Origin of the sequence: Nocardia sp. NPDC101769 (genome assembly GCF_044766925.1) — a bacterium.
In the GTDB taxonomy this organism is placed as follows: Bacteria; Actinomycetota; Actinomycetes; order Mycobacteriales; family Mycobacteriaceae; genus Nocardia.
This window is the reverse complement of record NZ_JBIWMX010000011.1, coordinates 72,867-88,201: the sequence shown is the minus strand read 5'-3', so window position 1 is coordinate 88,201 and position 15,335 is coordinate 72,867. Positions and strand designations below refer to the sequence as shown.

Annotated in this window: 12 protein-coding genes; 6 read left to right on the top strand and 6 right to left on the bottom strand. The window is 69.9% G+C overall.

All coding sequences use genetic code 11. The features are described from left to right. Window positions 1-18: 18 nt before the first annotated feature. Both moaCB and ACIRRA_RS19150 read left to right on the top strand, forming a co-directional pair. Window positions 19-1,044: a bifunctional molybdenum cofactor biosynthesis protein MoaC/MoaB gene (gene moaCB, locus ACIRRA_RS19155; protein ID WP_402769507.1), complete on the top strand. Its 1,026-nt coding sequence runs from the start codon at window positions 19-21 to the stop codon at window positions 1,042-1,044. Then, window positions 1,037-1,456: a molybdenum cofactor biosynthesis protein MoaE gene (locus ACIRRA_RS19150; protein ID WP_379382310.1), complete on the top strand. Its 420-nt coding sequence runs from the start codon at window positions 1,037-1,039 to the stop codon at window positions 1,454-1,456. The genes moaCB and ACIRRA_RS19150 overlap by 8 nt, the downstream gene beginning before the upstream one ends. 70 nt (window positions 1,457-1,526) lie before the next feature. Here ACIRRA_RS19150 and ACIRRA_RS19145 read toward each other — a convergent pair whose 3' ends face one another. Continuing rightward, window positions 1,527-2,924: a uracil-xanthine permease family protein gene (locus ACIRRA_RS19145; protein ID WP_402769503.1), complete on the bottom strand. Its 1,398-nt coding sequence runs from the start codon at window positions 2,922-2,924 to the stop codon at window positions 1,527-1,529. Between the two features lie 185 nt (window positions 2,925-3,109). Here ACIRRA_RS19145 and pucL point away from each other — a divergent pair, with 185 nt between their 5' ends. Further along, window positions 3,110-4,030, top strand: a complete 921-nt coding sequence (pucL, locus tag ACIRRA_RS19140; protein ID WP_402769500.1) for a factor-independent urate hydroxylase — start codon at window positions 3,110-3,112, stop codon at window positions 4,028-4,030. Here the strand turns inward: pucL and ACIRRA_RS19135 are convergent. Then, window positions 4,012-5,625: a helix-turn-helix domain-containing protein gene (locus ACIRRA_RS19135; protein ID WP_402769498.1), complete on the bottom strand. Its 1,614-nt coding sequence runs from the start codon at window positions 5,623-5,625 to the stop codon at window positions 4,012-4,014. The genes pucL and ACIRRA_RS19135 overlap by 19 nt on opposite strands. 118 nt (window positions 5,626-5,743) lie before the next feature. On the opposite strand from ACIRRA_RS19135, the gene ACIRRA_RS19130 reads away from it, so the two are divergent. The 3 genes from ACIRRA_RS19130 to ACIRRA_RS19120 all read left to right on the top strand — a co-directional run bounded on the left by ACIRRA_RS19130 (window position 5,744) and on the right by ACIRRA_RS19120 (window position 10,965). Then, a complete protein-coding gene (locus ACIRRA_RS19130; RefSeq protein ID WP_402769495.1) occupies window positions 5,744-6,841 on the top strand; it encodes a CobW family GTP-binding protein in 1,098 nt (365 codons plus the stop codon). Between the two features lie 604 nt (window positions 6,842-7,445). Further along, window positions 7,446-7,727, top strand: a complete 282-nt coding sequence (locus ACIRRA_RS19125) for a hypothetical protein (RefSeq protein WP_402769492.1) — start codon at window positions 7,446-7,448, stop codon at window positions 7,725-7,727. A 34-nt stretch (window positions 7,728-7,761) separates the two neighbouring features. Then, the gene (locus ACIRRA_RS19120; protein WP_402769489.1) at window positions 7,762-10,965 is read left to right on the top strand and encodes a carboxyl transferase domain-containing protein; all 3,204 of its coding nucleotides are present in this window, start codon (window positions 7,762-7,764) and stop codon (window positions 10,963-10,965) included. A 28-nt stretch (window positions 10,966-10,993) separates the two neighbouring features. On the opposite strand, the gene ACIRRA_RS19115 is transcribed toward ACIRRA_RS19120, so the two are convergent. The 4 genes from ACIRRA_RS19115 to cysT all read right to left on the bottom strand — a co-directional run bounded on the left by ACIRRA_RS19115 (window position 10,994) and on the right by cysT (window position 15,317). Beyond that, window positions 10,994-12,556: a flavin-containing monooxygenase gene (locus tag ACIRRA_RS19115; RefSeq protein ID WP_402769486.1), complete on the bottom strand. Its 1,563-nt coding sequence runs from the start codon at window positions 12,554-12,556 to the stop codon at window positions 10,994-10,996. 150 nt (window positions 12,557-12,706) lie between these two features. Further along, on the bottom strand, window positions 12,707-13,702 hold the full coding sequence (locus tag ACIRRA_RS19110; RefSeq protein ID WP_354835064.1) for a sulfate ABC transporter ATP-binding protein: 996 nt from the start codon (window positions 13,700-13,702) through the stop codon (window positions 12,707-12,709). Then, window positions 13,699-14,508, bottom strand: coding sequence for a sulfate ABC transporter permease subunit CysW (cysW, locus tag ACIRRA_RS19105; protein ID WP_402769483.1), 810 nt, complete (start codon window positions 14,506-14,508; stop codon window positions 13,699-13,701). Before cysW ends, ACIRRA_RS19110 begins: the two co-directional genes overlap by 4 nt. After that, complete coding sequence (gene cysT / locus ACIRRA_RS19100; RefSeq protein ID WP_402769853.1) at window positions 14,508-15,317, bottom strand: sulfate ABC transporter permease subunit CysT; 810 nt, start codon at window positions 15,315-15,317, stop codon at window positions 14,508-14,510. Before cysT ends, cysW begins: the two co-directional genes overlap by 1 nt. Window positions 15,318-15,335 lie beyond the last annotated feature (18 nt).

Below are 15,335 nucleotides of genomic sequence, written 5' to 3'. Positions count from 1 at the left end.
TGTGCCAAGGTGGTTGTCATGAGTGAGTTGTCGCATGTCGACCGTGAAGGTCGCGCCCGCATGGTCGATGTGAGCGCGAAGGCCGACACCGCGCGCATCGCGGTCGCCGCGGGAGAACTGCACACCACCGCCGAGGTCATCCGGCTGGTCCGCGCCGACGACATGCCCAAGGCCGATGTGCTCAGCACCGCGCGCATCGCCGGGATCAACGGCGCGAAGAAGACCTCCGAGCTGATTCCGCTGTGCCATCAGCTGGCGCTGTCGTCGGTGACCGTGAACTTCGGCTTCACCGACACCACCATCACCATCGAGGCGAGCGCCAAGACCAAGGGGCCGACCGGCGTCGAGATGGAGGCGCTGACCGCGGTCGCGGTCGCGGGCCTCACGCTGCACGACATGGTGAAGGCGGTGGATCCGGCCGCCACCCTGAACGGGGTGCGGCTGATCACCAAAGAGGGTGGGAAGCACGGACATTGGGTGCGGCCGGAGGCCGAGGGACACCACGGCGAGCACCACCGGCACGAGAAGCACGAAAAGGCCGCTGCCGCAACGGCTCCGCTCGCGGGCGTGGGCCGGACGGCCGCCGTCGTGGTCGCTTCGACCGGGGTCGCGGCCGGTAGCCGCCAGGACACCACCGGCCCCGTCCTGACCGAATGGCTCGGCGCACAGGGCTTCTCGGTGCGCGGGCCGCTGGTGTTCGCGGATGCGGATATCGCCTTCGGCCTCGCGGATGCACTGTCCACCGAGCCGGATCTGGTCATCAGCACGGGCGGCACGGGAGCCTCCCCCACCGACGGCACCCCGGAGGCGACGCTCGCCCTGCTCGATCGGGAGCTGCCGGGCGTGGCCGACGCCATCCGCCAGGCGGGCACCGCCAAGTTCCCGCTCGCCGCGCTCAGCCGGGGCGTGGCGGGCCTGGCCGGGCGCACCGTGATCGTCAATCTGCCCGGTTCGCCGGGCGGGGTGAAGGACGGCATGGCCGTACTGACACCGCTTCTCGAACATCTGCTGGCCCAGGTGGCCGGAGGAGGCAGCCATGAGTGAACTGCTGGCCCGGATCAGCGATCAGCCGCTCGATCCGGCCGAGGTGGAGCAGGCGGTGAGCGGACCGGAGCACGGCGGCATCGTGGTGTTCACCGGCAAGGTGCGCGATCACGATGGCGGACAATCGGTTTCGGCGCTGGAGTACTCGGCGCACCCGCAGGCCGAGGAGTTCCTGCGCAAGGTGTGCACGGAGGTCGCCGAGTCCTCCGGACTGCCGGTGGCGGCCGTGCACCGCATCGGCCCCCTGACCATCGGCGACCTCGCGATCGTCGTCGCCGTCGCCGCGCCCCACCGCGCCGAAGCCTTCACCACCTGCGCCGAACTGGTCGACCGCATCAAGCACGAGGTCCCCATCTGGAAGCGCCAGATGTTCACCGACGGCCTCTCGGAATGGGTCAACGCCTGCGGGTGATCCGGCCGACAAACCGGAGCCGCGGATCCGGACGGAATCCACGGCTCCGGTCTCCCCGATGAGGAGGGGCTCAGGTGGCGGGTACCGGGTCAGGGGCATCGGGGTCGGCGGTCGTCGGCGCGGGATTCCATGCGCCCCTCGCCATTTCGCCGAGCCCGGTGTGGTTGAAGACGAGGTTCAGGGTGAAAGCCGTTGCGGCGGCAAGGCTGATGCCGCTGTTGAGCAGGATCTGGGCCGAGGACGGGAATTTGTCGAACATTCCCTTGGTCAGGACCGGGACCAGGCCGACGCCGATCGAGACGGCAATGAGGGTGAGGTTCACGCGATCCGAGAGATCGGCCTTGCGAAGGGTGTCCACACCGATCACCGCGATGGTCGCGAACAGCACCAGGCCGACACCACCGACGACCGGCTGGGGGATGGCGGCGACCAGTGCGCCGAAGCGCGGAACCAGACCCAGGACAACCAGGATCGCGCCGCTGACCGCCGTCACATAGCGGCTGTACACGCGGGTGTTGGCGACCGCACCGACATTCTGGTTGAAGATGGTGTCCACGAACGAGTTCAGGACACCGGCCAGCACCGCCGAGAGTCCGTCACCGACCAGTCCGCGCGCCAGATCGGCTCGGGTCGAAGGCTTTCCGGTGATCTCGCCGATGGCCAGCATGCTCGCGGTGGATTCGGCGAACACGACCACCATCACGATGGTCATGGCCACCACCGCCGTGACCGGGAACTGCGGAGCGCCGAAGTGGAACGGGTGGGGTACGCCGAGCCATGCCGCCCGGGAGACGCCGTCGAGGTTGATCAGGCCCATGGGGACGGCGATGACGATGCCGACGATCAGCGCGATCAGCACGCCCAGCTGCGACCACACGCCCCGGCCGAGCACCGTGCACACCAGCGCGACGATCAGCACCGCCGCGGCCAGCGCGATGTGTGAGGGCGCGGCGAAGGTGGCCGCCTCGGGATCGCTGCCCACGATCAGGCCGCCCGCCACGCCGATCAGCGAAATGCCGACCACGGTCAGCACGGTCCCGCTCACCAGAGGCGGGAAGAACCGCACGATCGAGGCGAACGGCCACGCCAGCGCGATGCCGATCACGCCGCCGAGCAGCATGGATCCGTACATCGCCTGGAGCCCGTAGTCCTTGGCGATCAGGATCATCGGGCTCATGGCCACGAAGGTCGCGCCGGTGACGATCGGCAGCCGCGCACCGGCGAACCGGCCCAGCCCGAGGCTCTGCACCATGGTGATGACGCCCGCCACCAGCAGGTCCGCGCTGATCAGCAGGGCGACGGTGGACGTGCCGAGCCCGGCGGCCGCGCCGAAAACCAAAGGCACCGTGACACATCCGGTGTACATGATCAGCACGTGCTGAATTCCGAACACCAGCAGCCGATGCCACGGCAGCCGCGTGTCGACGGCAAGGGGCGACGTCGTGTCGACGGGATCGAGCGAAGGCATGGCCCTGTCTTTCCTTCCTGGTCGGGTGATCGTCAGGCTAGGCAGCGCCGGCACCGCGGGGCTTTGTGCAATTCGCCCAAACGTCGCGGTGGCGGAGTACGGCGTTTTGTCCTCGGAACCAGCGTGTGCGGCGGCTCCCGTACGTCACAGTGGGGCACAGTGATCAGCGACGACGAGAGGCGACCATGAGCGACACCGGCGGCCGGATCGTGCTCGGCCGGCACCAGTACGGCAAGGCCGAGAATCGGGTGGTGCGCATCTACCGCGACACCGCCCGGCACGAGATCCGGGACCTGAACGTGTCCTCGTGCCTGCGCGGCGCGTTCGACGACGCGCATACCGTTGGCGATCAGGGCACGGTGCTGCCGACGGATTCGCAGAAGCAGACCATCTACACCTACGCCAAGAGCCACGGCGACGGCAGCATCGAGGAGTACGGACTGGCCCTGGCCCGGCACTTCGTCGACGACATCGAGCCCGTCGATTCGGCGCGCCTCGAGATCGAAGAGTATGCGTGGCAACGGGTTCCGGTCGGCGGCAGCGGGCACGACCACACTTGGACGCGGGTGGGGCCGGAGGTGCGGATCGCGGCGATCACCGTGAGCGGGGCCGGTGGGGACCGCCGCGAATGGGTGATCGGGGGCGTCAAGGATCTGGTGATCCTCAAGTCCACGGGTTCGGAGTTCGCGGGTTTCCTCGAAGACCCGTTCACCGTCCTCGAACCCGCCCACGACCGGATCCTGGCCACCAGCCTGATCGCCCGCTGGCGCTTCGCCACCGCGCCCCAGGACTGGGATACCGCCTACCACGGGATCCGCTCCGCCATGGTCGAGACCTTCGCGACCCTGCACTCGAAGGCCTTGCAGCAGACCCTGTTCGAGATGGGCCGGGCCGCGCTGGCGGCGTATCCGTGTCTTGCGGAGATCCGCATGTCGGCCCCCAACAAGCACCACTTCGCTTACGACACAGACCGTTTCGGGGTCCCGAACAAGGGCGAGGTCTTCCACGCCGACGACCGCCCCTACGGTCTGATCCAGGCGAGTGTGCTGCGCGAGGACGCCCCGGACGCCGGAACCGCCTGGGATCCCTACACCGGCGTGGTCTGACCGGCCAGCGTGCGCACCGCCAGATACAGATCCAGCCGATCGTCGAGCCGCCCGAGATCGCGCCCGGTGAGCTCCTCGATCCGGCCTATGCGGTAGCGAACGGTATTGAGGTGCAGGTGCATTCGATCGGCCGCCTGCCGCCACGAGCCTTCGCACCCGAGAAACACCTCCAGCGTCTCCAGCAGTCCGGCCCCGTGCCGCCGGTCGTAGTCCAGCACCGGACCCAGCACGCGTTCAGCGAATCGTCGCTGGAGGCCGCCGGGGACCGCGGTGAGCAGACCGACGGCCGAATCGATATCGGCCACCCGCAGGCTGACCGGGGCCGCATCGTCGCGGGCCGCGGTGGCGGCCGCCGCCGCCGCGGCGATCGCACCCGCCGGGGTTTCCTCCGGCTGCCGGGCGCTCACGCCGACCGCGAGCCGAATCTCGGTGAGCGCCGGTGCGATTCGCCCGAGACGCCGGACCACCGCGGCCGCGATCCCGTCCTGGGTTCCGGCCGTCACGCCGACCAGCCTGCCTTCGCGGTCGATCGACGTGGCGATATCCGGGAGGGCGTCGTGCAGGGCCGCGCGTACGGCCGGCAACCCGGCGGACGAATCGGCCCGGCTCGAAACCCGCTGCGGTGCCACAGGTCCCGCACTGCGAGCCGGTGCTCCCGCCCGTTCGATGGCGCCCGCGACACCCCCGGACAGCGATCGGCGCTGCGGCTCGCCCGGTTTGCGCACCGGGCCGGTCGGGCCGTCGGCGGCATGGACCTCGCAGACGAGGGCCGCCTCACACCGGTCCGCCCGTTCGGCGAACGGCACCGGGAAGCGGTCGGCCAGTTCCCAATCCAGGTGCTGCCGGTCGGCGCGACGCTGCCGGTACAGCTCCGCCACGGCCGCCAGATCCGCGCCGAACGGGTCCAGTTCCGGGGCCGACGGGCGGATCACCAGGTACCAGGCGGTTATGCGGTCGCCCGCACCGACCTGGAGGACTCGCATCGCGCCGGTGGTGACCGCGGGCAGGCGCGGCGCGGTGAGCGCGGTGGCGACGATGCGATCGATATCCGGCTCGGCCAGGTCCTCGGTGCCGGCGATGACCGTCCCGGTCGAGGTCAGAATCCAGGCCGAAACCCGCTGTTCCGCCGCGAAATCCGCGACCAGGGTCTCGATACCGGTCCCGGCGGCGACCGCGGCCAGCAGCCGGCGTTGCCGGTCGGCGCGCGATTGCACCCGGCGCCAGCGCACCTCGGCCGCCTGCTCGGCCAGGTATTCGATGATCCGGCTGAACGGCACGCTCTGGGGTGCGGACAGCAGCGGCAACCCGTGCCGGCGACAGGCCTCGACCACATCCTCGGGCACGTGCCCGTGCAGCGCCTGCCCGGCCACCACACCGGCGACCCCGGCTCCCGCCAGCAGGCCCACATAGCGGTCCGCATCCGCGGCCTGCTGCCGCCACACCAATCCGGTGCACACCAGCGCACCCGGTGTCACGAAGGGCCGGGGATCGGGCATATCCGTCGCACAGACCCTGGCGACCGGCCGATCCAGTTCCCCCGCGTCCCCGTGCAGCAGCCGCATCCGCAACTGCGGCGCATCGAGAATGTCGCGCACCCGCACAGCGCACCTCCCGTGGTCGGTCCGGATAGTCCGTCACGGTAGGAGGCTGTTATTTCCACGCGGTTTCCGGTGTGCTGCGGCGGGCTCACAACCGGTCGGTAGGGTGGTCGCCGTGACCCGCCGCATCCCAGTCCTGATCGTGGCCGGATTCCTCGGCGCCGGGAAGACGACGCTGCTCAACCGGCTGCTGCGGACCCGGAGCACGCGAATCGGGGTGGTGGTCAACGACTTCGGCGCGGTCAATATCGATGCCATGCTGGTGGCCGGGCAGGTCGACGCCATGGTGTCGCTGGGCAACGGGTGCGTGTGCTGCGCGGTGGATGTCAGCGAGCTGGACGAGCTGTTCGACCGGCTGGCGCATCCCAGGCAGAAGATCGACGTCATCGTGGTGGAGGCCAGCGGACTGGCGGAGCCGCGCAATCTCATTCGCATGGTGGTGAACAGCGACAATCCGCGCATTCGCTACGGCGGGCTGGTCGAGGTGGTCGATGCCGAGCACTTCCCCGCCAGCCGCGAACTGCACCCGGAACTCGCGACGCACCTGCGCATGGCGGATCTGGTGGTGCTCAACAAGGCCGACCGCGTCGAGCCGGCCGCGCTGGAGCGGCTGCGGTCGGAGATCACCGGGCTGGTCGGTCAGGTCCCGGTGTATCCGACCAGCCACGGGCACGTCGACCCGGGCCTGCTGTTCGACGTCCCCACCCGCGAACCGCACCGGCCACGCGTCGGTGAACAGCTCAGCTTCGACGAGCTGCTGCTCGACGAGCACACCGATGACGGGCACGGAGACCACTGCCACGAGCATGGCCAGGACTGCCGCGACCACCGGCACCTGCACGACGCCTACGACAGCGTCTCCTTCACCTCCGACACGGACCTGAATCCGCGCGAACTCATTGCGCTACTGGAGGATCCGCCCGCCGGCCTGTTCCGCGCCAAGGGCGTGCTGGCCTTCGCCGTCCCCGACGACCCGCGAAAGTTCGTGCTGCACATGGTGGGCCGCCACATCACCATCGAGCCCACCGCCTGGACCCGCCATGAACCCCGGCTCAGCAACCTGGTCCTCATCGGCTCCGGCCTCGACGCCGACGACGTCACCGCCCGCCTCCGCGCCACCGCCCATCTCGCCGGCGACCCCCTCGACGACCACGCTCTCCTCCCCGTCTGGCGCTATGTCGCCGCCGACGACGCGCTTGTCGGCGAGGGCTGATTCCGCCTCGAGTTCCTCCCGCAGCTCCGCGACTTCGGCGGCCAGCTCGTCCCGCATCTGCTCGCGCTCGGCGAGGGCGGCCCGCATGGTCTCGACACTGTCGTTCATGGCGGCCAGCCGCTGGTCGGCGCCCCGGAGCAGCCACTCCACCACGTCCCGCCGGCCGACGGCCGCGCTGGCGGCCTGGACCCAACCGACCACGTAGTCCACCCACTCCTGCGGCTTGGGCATGTCCTTGCGCACGTCCCAGCCCTTGCGCTGGGCGGCCTTGGTGGACAGCACCAGCTCCGCCCGCTTCCCACGCCCAGGCGAATTCAGTTCCGCCAGTGACAGTTTCCCGGCACTGGTCACCACCGCCGTGAACCGGTACTTCCCCGCCAGGTGCATGCGCAGCTCGGCGGTCCCCCGCCCATCGGAATCCATGGCCCCCAGCCACGGCCCGTCCGCCGCCTCGATGATGGTCGCCAGGATTTCCAGCTGCCCCACCCCGCGCCGCAGCCGCGCCGCAGCCGTCCGCAGCGCACCCGGGGTGGCCGTCATCTGATCCCAATGCATGCCCCGAACATAGCCCCCACCGCACCCGCCGCCGTGTTCGACTGGCCCGGTGAGTGATATGCCCGACCATCCGAATATCGAACTGGCCGTCCGTTACCACCGAGCCGTCGCGGCCGGCGCCACCGGAACGGGCCTGGCCGCCTACTTCCACCCCGACGTCGTGCAGCGGGAGCTGCCGAACGCACTGGTCCCGCAGGGCGCGACACGGAATCTGGGCGAGATCCCGGCCGCGGCCGAACGCGGGCGGCAGGTGATTCGCCGCCTTCCTCACCATCCGGGACGGATTGATCGTCGAGCAACGCGACTACGACTGCTCGTCACGAAGTTCTGAGCCCTCCGGGTGATTCGTGCCATAGCCTGGCGGCGTGCGAGTTGTGGAGCCTGGCGGCGTGCGAGTGGTAGTGGCGAATCGTGGTGAGGTCGCGGTCCGGGTGGTGCGGACGGCCCGGGAGCTCGGGTATGCGACGGAGGTGCTGCACACCGCCGAGGACAGCGGAAGTCTGGCGGTCCGGCTGGCCGACCGGGCGCTCGTACTGCCGGGCAGCGGCGCGGCGAGCTACCTCGATGTCGAATCCGTGGTGTGTGCCGCGGCGGCCTGCGGACCGGGCGCGCTCGTACACCCGGGGTACGGATTCCTCAGCGAGAGTGCGGAGTTCGCGGCGGCCTGCGCGGCGGCGGGACTGACCTTCGTCGGGCCCGCACCGGACGCGCTGCGGATTTTCGGCGACAAGGTCGCGGCGCGCGAGGCGGCCGCGCGCGCCGGGGCGGCGGTGCTGCCCGCGACCCGGGCCGGAGCCGGAGTAGACGAGATCGCCGCGCTGCTCGCCGAACATCCCGGCGGCGTCATGGTGAAGGCCGCGGCGGGCGGCGGCGGCCGGGGCATGCGGCCCGTGACCGAGGCGGCGCTGCTGGCGGAGGCCGTCGAACGCTGCCGGGCCGAGGCCCTCGCCGGATTCGGCGACGACAGCGTCTACGCCGAAGCCCTGGTCGACCGAGCACGGCACATCGAGGTGCAGGTGGTCGCCGACGGGCTCGGCGCGGTCGCGCTGGGCGACCGCGATTGCAGCGTGCAGCGGCGGCGGCAGAAGGTCATCGAGATCGCGCCCGCACCGGAACTGCCCGCGGCCGTGCGGGATCGGGTGCAGCGGGAGGCGGTGCTCATCGCCGAGGCGGTGGGCTGCCGGGGCGTCATCACCGTGGAGTTCCTGGTGGACGGCACGAATGTCTGGTTCCTGGAGGTGAATCCGCGCCTGCAGGTCGAGCACACCGTGACCGAGGCGGTGACCGGCGTGGACCTGGTCGCGCTGCAACTGGACCTGGCACAGGGCCGCACGCTGGCCGAACTCGATCTGCCCAAGAACGAGACCCGTGGCTACGCCGTGCAGGCGCGGGTCAATGCCGAACTGCTCGCGGCCGACGGCACGGTGCTGCCGAGCACCGGCGTGATCAGCCGCTTCGACGCCCCGACCGGCATGGGCGTGCGCGTCGACACCGCCGCCCAGGTGGGGATGCGGCAAGGGGTGCAATTCGATTCGCTGCTCGCGAAGATCATCACGTCCGCGCCGTCGTACCGCGCCGCGCTGCAACGGTGTTCGGACGCGCTGGCCGAGACCGTGATCGGCGGTGTCGACACCAACCTGCACCTGCTCCGCGCCGTGCTCGCCGAGCTCGGCGACGCGGGCCCGGTGACCACGGCCTGGTTCGAGCGGCGCCTCGACGACCTGCGCTCCCGGGCAGAGGGTTTCGAGGATCCGACCGGGCCGCAGCCGGTACGGCAGGCCGCTGCCGCCGAGCTCGATCTGGACGAAGGCGAACAGGCCCTGCGTTCACCGATGGGCGCCACCGTCGTCTCGCTGGCCGAGCCCGGAACGGTTCTCGCCGCGGGAGCCGAGGTCGCGGTCCTGGAGGCCATGAAGATGCAGCACGTGCTGCGCGCGACCGAACCGCTGCGGGTGCTGCGGCACGCGGTCGCACCGGGTGCCGTGGTCGACCCGCACGCCATCCTGGTCACCTGGATGGCCGCCGACCACGACGGCCCGGCCGCGGAATCGACCGTGGTGGACCTGGATTCGGTACGCGCCGACCTCGCCGAGGTACTGGACCGCCACGACACCACCCTCGACGCCCGGCGCGAGACCGCGGTCGCCAAGCGGCATCGGCTCGGCCGCCGCACCGCCCGCGAGAACATCACCGACCTGGTCGACCCCGACAGCTTCGTCGAATACGGCGCGCTGGCGGTCGCCGCCCAGCGCAGCCGCCGCAGCCTCGAGGACCTGATCGCCAACACCCCCGCCGACGGCCTGATCGCGGGCGTGGCGACCATCAATGCCGGCCGCTTCGGCGCGGACCGCACCCGCGCGCTGGTCATGTCCTACGACTACACCGTGCTCGCCGGCACCCAGGGCATGCGCAATCATGCCAAGACCGACCGCATGCTGGAACTGGCTCGCGAGCAACGGCTTCCGGTGGTCTTCTTCACCGAGGGCGGCGGCGGCCGCCCCGGCGACACCGACCACGGCGGCATCTCCGGCCTGGACGTCACCACCTTCCGCGCCATGGGCGCGCTGTCGGGTACGGTGCCGCTCATCGGCATCGTCTCCGGCCGCTGCTTCGCCGGCAATGCCGCCCTGCTGGGCATGTGCGATGTCGTGATCGCCACCCCCGACGCCAATATCGGCATGGGCGGCCCCGCCATGATCGAGGGCGGCGGACTGGGCGTGTACGCGCCCGAGGACATCGGCCCGATCGAGGTGCAGCGCCGCAATGGCGTGGTCCACATCGTCGCCGCCGACGAGGCCGAGGCGGTCGATCTGGCCCGCCGCTACCTGTCGTACTTCCAAGGGGCGGAAGCGGAGTGGGAAGCGCCCGACCCGCGCCTGGCCCGGCACGTGGTGCCCGAGAACCGGCTGCGCGCCTTCGACGTTCGCGCGGCCATCGACGCCATCGTGGATGTCGGGTCGGTGCTGGAACTGCGCCGGGACTGGGGCGTCGGCATCGTGACGGCCCTGGTCCGGGTCGAGGGCCGCCCCTTCGGCCTCATCGCCAACGACTGCCACCACCTGGGCGGCGCCATCGACGCACCGGCGGCCGACAAACTGTCCGCTTTCCTGCAGCTCTGCGGCGCCCACGGCCTGCCCATCGTGTCCCTCTGTGACACACCGGGTTTCATGGTCGGCCCCGAGGCCGAGGAGCACGCCACCGTCACCAAGTTCAGCCGCCTGTTCATCGACGCCGCCGCCCTCGACGTGCCCTTCGGCACCGTCATTCTGCGCAAGGGCTACGGCCTGGGCGCACAGGCCATGGCGGCGGGCTCCTTCCGCGCACCCCGCTTCGTGATCGCCTGGCCCACCGGCGAGATCGGCGGCATGGGCCTGGAGGGCGCGGTCCGGCTGGGCTTCGCCAAGGAGCTGGCCGCCATCGAGGATCCGGTGCAGCGGCAGGCCGCCTTCGACGCACTGGTCCAGGCCGCCTACGACAGCGGCAAGGCCCTCACCGCCGCAACGGTTCTCGAACTCGACGACGTCATCGACCCGGCCGACACCCGCCGCTGGGTGCGGACCCTGCGCTGAGAGAACTCCGCGCTGTGAAGCGGCACCGCTACGCCGACCGGCCCCGGATCTTCCGGTAATAGGCATACGCCATGGTGAGCGCCGCGACTCCCCCGAGGGAACCGCCGGCGCTCACATACCTGCGATGCCGCGACCCGGATATCCGGGCCCGCAGGCGTTCCTCGGTGAGATCTGCGTACCGGCCGGGCAACAGGGTGTCGAAGTACTCGGTGACGAAGTTGTCGGTGCGCCGGGTGGGCAGACCCATGTCGCCCATCAGCTCGTCGATGTGGTGGGTCAGGTACGGGCCGAGGTAGTAGCCCTCCCTGCGTTCGGGCATGACCTCGCCCAGCCACGTCCCGACACGCGCTATCTCCCTGTGCATGCCGTCGACGGCGGGCAGGGCGAGCTCACCCAGGAAATGCTGGGACAGCCAGTGCGCGGACACCTCCGCGGTGAGCTGGCAGGCCACGGAGGAGCCGTATCCGATGAAGCCGAGCCGCGGCAGCGTCGGCGGCAGAATGTGCCGGTAGAGCTGGAACCGGCCCTCGACCCGGACGGTCTTGGCCAGCTCGGGCGCCAGGAATTCCAGCTCCTGCCGCCAGCCGGTGGCGAAGACGACGACATCGGCGTCGAGCTGATCGCCCCCGGCCAGTTGGACCGCGGTGCCGCCGGGGAAGGCCGCGATGGTGTCGCGCCGCAAGGAGATTCGCCCGCGCCGGGCCATCCGGAAGAACTCGTCGCTGACACCCAGATTCTCGATCCCCGCCGGCAGCGGCGCGTCCGGCACCATGACCTTCGGCGACCGCAGCAGCAACCGCATCGAAGCCGAGACCACCCGCCAATACCGTTCGGTGAACTTCTTGCCCGGCCCGTGCAGGAACCGCTCGATCAGGGTCTGCCGGTGATAGCGGAAGAACGCTTCGGTGCTGCGGTTCAGGATGATCCGGTCCGAGGGCACCCGGCCCGGCAGGAACCGCGGCAGCATCGGATGGGCCCGGCGGAACACCAGCGTGCACTCCCGCGCGTGCTCCCCCACCCAGGCCGCGCAATCCAGCGCCGACTTCCCGGCCCCGACCACCACCACCCGCCGGCCGGTGAACAGCCTCGGATCGGTGGCCCGGCTGGAATGCAGCCGCACGCCGCCGAACTCCTCCTCGCCCTCGATGACCGGGAGCTGCGGGGTGGAGAACACGCCCGCGCACACCACCACGAAGTCGAACCGCAGCTCCTCGACCCCGTCCGGGCCGCAGACCTTCAGCACGAAGCCCTCGCCCACCTCGGACACCCGGATCACCTCGGTCGACAGCCGCAGCAGCGGCGACAGCCCGAAGCGCTCCACATAGGACGCCAGGTAGTCCCGCACCTGCGCAGCCGTCGGGAACACCTCGGCCGACTCCGGATATGGGTGATCGGAGTAGGCGTAGGTATCACGGGAATTGTTGGTGCGCAGGCCCGGATAGGTCCGGGCCTCGATCCATACCCCGCCTGCCGCGCCCTCCTTGTCGAAGACGACGACCTCGAATCCGTCGTCTCGCAGCACTTTCGCGGTGACCAGCCCCGCGATACCGGCCCCGATGATCCCGGCCCGTTTTCCACCCGCACTCGTCACGTCCGCTGTTTCCCCTCTGGACCTGCACGTTTCGAGGCTCACGCTACGGCAGAGCGAGATTCGGCGTGCCTGCGTCGGGGCGATTCGCCAATCGGTAGATCAATTGGGCGTGTCGTGACTTCTCGCTGAAATCGCTTAAACGGGACTAATTTACGAGACGGGAAGCTCCGGGATCCGGGTGGCGCGGGCATACACGGTCTCGCCCTCCGCCAGGTGCAGCGCGGCGGCGTCACCGCGGGTCACCTGCGCGGTGAACAGATCACCGGTGGCCGCGTTGCGCAGCTCCACCCGCACCTCGAACCCGAGCTGCACGACCCGCTCCACCGTCGCCCGGGTGACGCCGGCGGATTGCGCGGTGCCCTCGTGCGCCGCCAGCGCCATGCTCGGATCCCGGCCGACGCGAATATCGTGCGGTCGCACCAGATGCCCGTTCAGCTTGGCCACCGCGCCCAGAAACGACATGACGAATTCATTGGCGGGCCGGTCGTACACGTCCTCCGGAGTGCCGACCTGCTCGATGCGGCCCTTGTTCATGACCGCGATGCGGTCGGCCACGTCGAGGGCCTCCTCCTGATCGTGGGTGACCAGCACGGTGGTGACGTGCACCTCCTCGTGCAGCCGCCGCAGCCAGGTACGCAGGTCCGCACGGACTTTCGCGTCCAGCGCGCCGAACGGCTCGTCCAGCAGCAGCACCTGCGGATCCACCGCGAGCGCCCGGGCCAGGGCCATGCGCTGACGCTGACCACCCGACAGCTGCGCCGGATACCGGTGCTGGAAGCCGTCCAGGCCGACGATCTCGAGCAGGTCGTCGACCTTCTTCTTGATCTCGGCCTTGGGCCGCTTGCGGATCTTGAGCCCGAAGGCCACATTGTCGCGCACGGTCATGTGCTTGAACGCGGCGTAATGCTGGAAGACGAAGCCGATATCGCGCTTCTGCGGCGACACATTGGTGACGTCGCGGCCCGCAATGGTGACCAGGCCGTTGTCGAGCGTCTCCAGTCCCGCGATCGAGCGCAGCAGCGTCGACTTGCCCGAACCGGACGGGCCCAGCAGCGCGGTCAGCTCACCCGACGGGATGTCGATGCTGACATCATCGAGCGCGGCGAAGGTGCCGTACCGCTTGTTCGCATTGGTCACGGTGATCATTTGGCAGTGCCCCGCTTGCGTTCGAGGAGGGTCATGAGCAGAAGGACGACGAGGGCGATGCCCATCAGCAGCGTCGCCGCGCAGTACGCGCCGAAGGTGTTGTGGTCGTTCACGTATCGCCCGTTCACCAGCAGTGTGAGCGTCTGTGACTTTCCGGGCAGGCCGGTGGACACCATGATCACCGCGCCGAATTCACCCAGCGCCCGCGCCACGGTCAGCACGATGCCGTAGGTCAGGCCCCAGCGGATGGCCGGCAGCGTGATGCGCCAGAACGTCTGCCAGCCCGACGCGCCCAGGGTGGCCGCGGCCTGTTCCTGATCGTCGCCGATCTCGTGCAGCACCGGTTCCACCTCGCGCACCACGAACGGCAGCGTCACGAAGATGGTGGCGATCACCATGCCCGGCAGATTGAAGATGATCTTCAAGCCATGGTGGTCCAGCCCGCCGAACCAGCCGTTGGCGCCCCACAGCAGGATCAGCGAAACACCCACCACCACCGGCGAAGTCGCCATCGGCAGATCCACCACGGCCTGCAGCAGATTGCGGCCGGGGAACTTCCCGCGCACCAGGGCGAGCGCGATGATCACACCGAAGATCACATTCACCGGCACCACGATCGCCACGATCGTCAGGGTCAGGTTGAACGCCGAGATCGCCGCGGGTGTGGAGATCGAGTCGTAGAACGCGCCGACACCGCGTTCGAAGGTGCGCCCCAGGATGATGCCCAGCGGCACCAGCAACAGCACGAACAGATACGCCAGCGCCACCGTGCGCAGCGAGATCTTCGTCCAGAAACCGAGCTTCATCAGGCCTCCCGTTCCCGGCGCGCCAAACGGTCCGACGCGACCCGCAGGACGAACAGGGTGAGCAGCGAGATCGCCAGCAGCGCCACCGAGACCGCGGCGGCGTTCACCGGGCGGTCCACCTCGATCTGCTGCTGGATATACTGCGAGGCCATCTGCGTCTTCTTCGGGATGCCGCCGCCGATCAGCACCACCGACCCGTACTCGCCGATGGCGCGCGCGAACGCCAGGCCCGAGCCGCTCACGATGGCGGGCGCCAGCGTCGGCAGGATGATGGTCCGGAAGGTGGTCCAGTTGTCCGCGCCCAGCGACGCGGCCGCCTGCTCCACATCTTTGTCGGCCTCGATGAGCACCGGCTGCACCGACCGCACCACGAACGGCAGCGTCACGAACGCCAGCGCCACCACCAGACCCGGCTGGGTCGCATTGAGGTGGATGTCGAATGGCGACTGCGGCCCGTACAGCGCCAGCAGCACGATGCTGGCCACGATGGTGGGCAGGGCGAACGGCAGATCGATGAGCCCGTTCACGAAGCCCTTGCCCGGGAACTCGTCGCGCACCAGCACCCAGGCGATGAGCGTGCCCATCACCACATTGATCAGCGTCACGATGACCGACACGAACACGGTCACCTGCAGGGCGTCCAGCGCGCCGGGCGCGGTGACCGCGTCCCAGAACCCGGACCAGCCGTCCTCGAAGGACTTGACGGTCAGCGCGGCCAGCGGCAGCAGCACGATGATGCTGAGCCACAGCACGGAGGTGCCGATACCGAGCGGGCCCACCGACCCGCTCACCCGGAACCAGGAACGGATCCGGCCCGGACCCGCCGA

Excerpts from the sequence above, each read along its gene's own strand:
- moaCB (WP_402769507.1), top strand. The coding sequence starts at position 19 with ATGAGTGAGTTGTCGCATGTCGACCGTGAAGGTCGCGCCCGCATGGTC.
- ACIRRA_RS19150 (WP_379382310.1), top strand. The coding sequence starts at position 1,037 with ATGAGTGAACTGCTGGCCCGGATCAGCGATCAGCCGCTCGATCCGGCC.
- ACIRRA_RS19145 (WP_402769503.1), bottom strand. The coding sequence starts at position 2,924 with ATGCCTTCGCTCGATCCCGTCGACACGACGTCGCCCCTTGCCGTCGAC.
- pucL (WP_402769500.1), top strand. The coding sequence starts at position 3,110 with ATGAGCGACACCGGCGGCCGGATCGTGCTCGGCCGGCACCAGTACGGC.
- ACIRRA_RS19110 (WP_354835064.1), bottom strand. The coding sequence starts at position 13,702 with ATGATCACCGTGACCAATGCGAACAAGCGGTACGGCACCTTCGCCGCG.
- cysW (WP_402769483.1), bottom strand. The coding sequence starts at position 14,508 with ATGAAGCTCGGTTTCTGGACGAAGATCTCGCTGCGCACGGTGGCGCTG.